Source organism: Psychrilyobacter sp. (genome assembly GCF_049671765.1).
Classification (GTDB): domain Bacteria; phylum Fusobacteriota; class Fusobacteriia; order Fusobacteriales; family Fusobacteriaceae; genus Psychrilyobacter.
The window spans coordinates 1-3,286 of sequence record NZ_JBATVM010000149.1; the positions used below are offsets into that span (position 1 = coordinate 1).

Sequence of the window (3,286 nt, forward strand, 5' to 3'; positions counted from 1 at the left end):
AATCAGTTTATTATTCTTACCTGATTCTCTCCAATAAATCTTGATTTTAATTTCAAATCAAAAGTGTCGCCGCGACACTTTTGATCTTTTACACACTAATTTTATATTATGATTCTTATATTTTCAAACAACTCTAAGTTCTTAAAAAATGATATTCAAAAAACATGAACAATCTAATAACTAAATTACTAGTATCTATAAGAAAAATTATAACTTCTATGAACAATTCTTTAGGTTTATTGATACTTTCGAAACTAAAAAACTAATGCTACACTATTTCAGTAAATAATAATAACTCAGGAGGAACAAGATGGAATATGGAATTTTAAGTATTATACCACCCATTATAACTATAATTTTGGCTATTACCACAGGACAGGTGGTGGTATCTTTATTTTTAGGAATAGTCTTTTGCAACCTTATCATAACAGACTGGAATTTAATCTCTTCACTAAATCAAAGTCTAAATGGAATTATAGACGTATTTGGTGAAAGTTGGGCTACTAAAACATTAATATTTGTATTTTTAATCGGAGGTATTATGACCTTGATACAGGTTTCTGGTGGTGTCCAAGGATTTGTTGATTATTTAACAAAGAAAAAAAGAATAATAAAGTCAAGACGAGGAACCATGCTTTTGGCATATTTTATTGGAATAGTCGTTTTTATAGAATCTAGTATCACCATCTTATTAGCTGGTACCATTACTAGAGATCTAGCTGATAAATATAAAGTTTCTAGAGAAAAATTAGCATATATTTGTGATTCTACATCTGCACCAATCTGTGGATTAATTCCATTAAATGGTTGGGGGGCTACCATCTTAGGAGTTTTATCTGCTCAGGTAGCAGCTGGAGTTGTAGATATCAATCCAGTAACTATTCTTATAAAAAGTATCCCATATCAAATCTATTCATATATAACTATCTTAACTGTCCTTTATTTTATCCTCTCTGGAAATGATTTTGGGCCAATGAAAAAAGCTGAAGATAGAGCTATGAAAGATGGAAAAGTTTTAGCTGATGATGCTAGACCAGTAATCGGGGAAGAAGCCATCCATCTTCCTGTAAAAAAAGGAATAAAACCATCTATGTGGCATATGATCCTCCCTATTTTAGTCTTAGTGATAATGGTTCCAACAGGATTATATATAACTGGAAATGGAAATATGACTCAAGGAAGTGGTTCTACAGCTTTATTTTGGGCAATATTTGTAGTCACCATCTTTACAGGAATCTATTACATTGGTAAAGGTATTATGAATCTAAAAGAATATATGGATTATTTTTATAAGGGCATAGGAGGAATGATTCCTGTTTCATCTATACTAATATTTGCCTTTGCTATTGGTAATTCTATAAATACATTGGGGACAGGAAGATATTTAGCTAACCTATTAAATGGAGCTTCAATAAATCCTGCCTTTACTGGAGTGATAGTATTTATTCTAGCTGGAATAATGGCCTTTGCAACGGGAACATCCTTTGGTACATTTGCTATAATGATCCCTATTGCCCTTCAAACAGCCGTAGTTTTGAATGGAAATATATATCTAGCTGTAGGAGCCGCCATATCTGGTGGTATCATGGGTGATCACTGCTCTCCTATCTCAGACACCACTATTATGTCTTCTATGGCTACAGCGTCAGATCACATACATCATGTTAAAACTCAAATTCCTTATGCCCTTCTAAATGCAGGTATAAGCTCTATAATATTTATTATACTAGGATATCTTGCTTAATATTTAAAAGAGATAAACATAACTATTAATTTTACTTATCTCTTTTAAAATATTGTTTGACAAGTGTAGAAGTTTACTATATACTTTTCTATGATAAGCATCAGTGGCGGAACGGTAGACGCGTAAGGTTGAGGGCTTTATGGGAATTTTCCTGTGGGGGTTCAAATCCCCCCTGATGCACCACGCTATCCCCCTATAGTGGGATAGAACTTAATATGTATTTAAAAAGCTCCCAATTTGGGAGCTTTTCTTTTAAATATTATTCTAGAAGAGACAAAATGATATTACGTTTTTCTATTAAGATAATTTTTTAGGTGGATATTTATCCGGATGACTTATTATCAATTTATGAAAGCACTTTCCATGTGAACATTCATAAGTTAAATTAGTTTTAGAATCCAATAATACATTATACAAATCCTCTGTGACATTAGTATAGCTATATATAGCACCAATTTTAATATTACCAGAAGCTAATTTTTTATCCATAAACCAAACTTTAAGTTTTTTTAATTCTGGGTTATAATCAACAGCTTTTAGCATTGAAGATTTTAATTTTATTCTTGCCATTTGATACCATCTCCTTAGATTAATTTTTCTCTTCTCTATTTAATTAGACTTCCATAAATAGCATATAACAAATAGAATAAATTAATTAAAATATATATCAGACTGAGGATTTTTCTTATTGTCATCACGGAGTTCTATTCTATTAATAATAAACCTCATTATTTTTTTAGCATCATTGATATCTTCAGGTTCCAAATTTTCCATAACATCTATAAACAATTCTAAATTATCATTATTTAGTCAATATTACGTCAATTTTTTAACTAAGATATTTTTTTTTAGGAATATCATTCTACGAAATTTTATAAATTTAGTGTTTGAAACTTCTAAATCCACTTCCTATTATTAACTGATGTTTCGCGGTAGATTTTTTTCTAAAAAAGAAATATACTCGAAACATACTCAAATTAAAGATATCTCTTTACCTATCAATTACAGAGTTATTAGAAAAAATAAAATTGTTACAGATATCAATGATAAAACAAAGCGTAAGTCCGAATTCACTAAAAATGAATCAATGTTGGACATGCTTAAAATGATAAAAGTTAACAAAGTTAAATATCGATATATCCTTATGGACTCTTGGTATACCACAACTGATAATTTAAAATATATACACAAAAACTTAAATAAACTGTTTGTTTCTGCGCTAAAGAGTAATAGAACCTTTAAGTTTTTAATCGAAGACTCTACATAATTTAGAAAAGTCAACACAGGTGATTTTTAACCTAATGAAGTTTACACGGTAGAGCTGAAAGGATTACCTTTCCCAGTGTTTCTAACAAAGCAGGTCTTCTAAAATGGAGATGGAAAAGAAGCTTCACTATACCTAATCACTAATGATAAATTTCTAAACTATGATAGCACAATAAATGTCTACAAAAAACGGTGGAATATTGAAGTTTACCATAAATCATTGAAACAAAATTGTTCAATGGGAAAGGCAACAGTAAGAACAGTTCAAACAATTAT

The 3,286-nt window shown here is 30.1% G+C and carries 3 protein-coding genes and 1 tRNA gene; 2 read left to right on the forward strand and 2 right to left on the reverse strand.

Going from position 1 to position 3,286, the window contains the following annotated elements; translation table 11 throughout:
• The first annotated feature begins 310 nt into the window (after positions 1-310).
• Together WBG30_RS07080 and WBG30_RS07085 are read left to right on the forward strand one after the other, a co-directional pair.
• Entirely contained in the window at positions 311-1,744 is a 1,434-nt protein-coding gene (locus WBG30_RS07080; RefSeq protein WP_424503941.1) for a Na+/H+ antiporter NhaC family protein, read from the forward strand.
• 97 nt (positions 1,745-1,841) lie between these two features.
• Positions 1,842-1,927: transfer RNA gene (locus tag WBG30_RS07085), tRNA-Leu, on the forward strand.
• Positions 1,928-2,041: 114 nt separating this feature from the next.
• Here WBG30_RS07085 and WBG30_RS07090 read toward each other — a convergent pair.
• Together WBG30_RS07090 and WBG30_RS07095 are read right to left on the reverse strand one after the other, a co-directional pair.
• The gene (locus WBG30_RS07090; RefSeq protein ID WP_424503942.1) at positions 2,042-2,314 is read right to left on the reverse strand and encodes a KTSC domain-containing protein; all 273 of its coding nucleotides are present in this window, start codon (positions 2,312-2,314) and stop codon (positions 2,042-2,044) included.
• Positions 2,315-2,395: 81 nt separating this feature from the next.
• Positions 2,396-2,518 (reverse strand): hypothetical protein, encoded by a 123-nt coding sequence (locus WBG30_RS07095; RefSeq protein WP_424503943.1) that lies wholly within the window; start codon positions 2,516-2,518, stop codon positions 2,396-2,398.
• Between the last annotated feature and the right edge of the window lie 768 nt (positions 2,519-3,286).

Bases quoted from the DNA above. Each gene is read 5' to 3' on its own strand.
- WBG30_RS07080 (WP_424503941.1), top strand. From the start codon at position 311: ATGGAATATGGAATTTTAAGTATTATACCACCCATTATAACTATAATT.
- WBG30_RS07090 (WP_424503942.1), bottom strand. From the start codon at position 2,314: ATGGCAAGAATAAAATTAAAATCTTCAATGCTAAAAGCTGTTGATTAT.
- WBG30_RS07095 (WP_424503943.1), bottom strand. From the start codon at position 2,518: ATGGAAAATTTGGAACCTGAAGATATCAATGATGCTAAAAAAATAATG.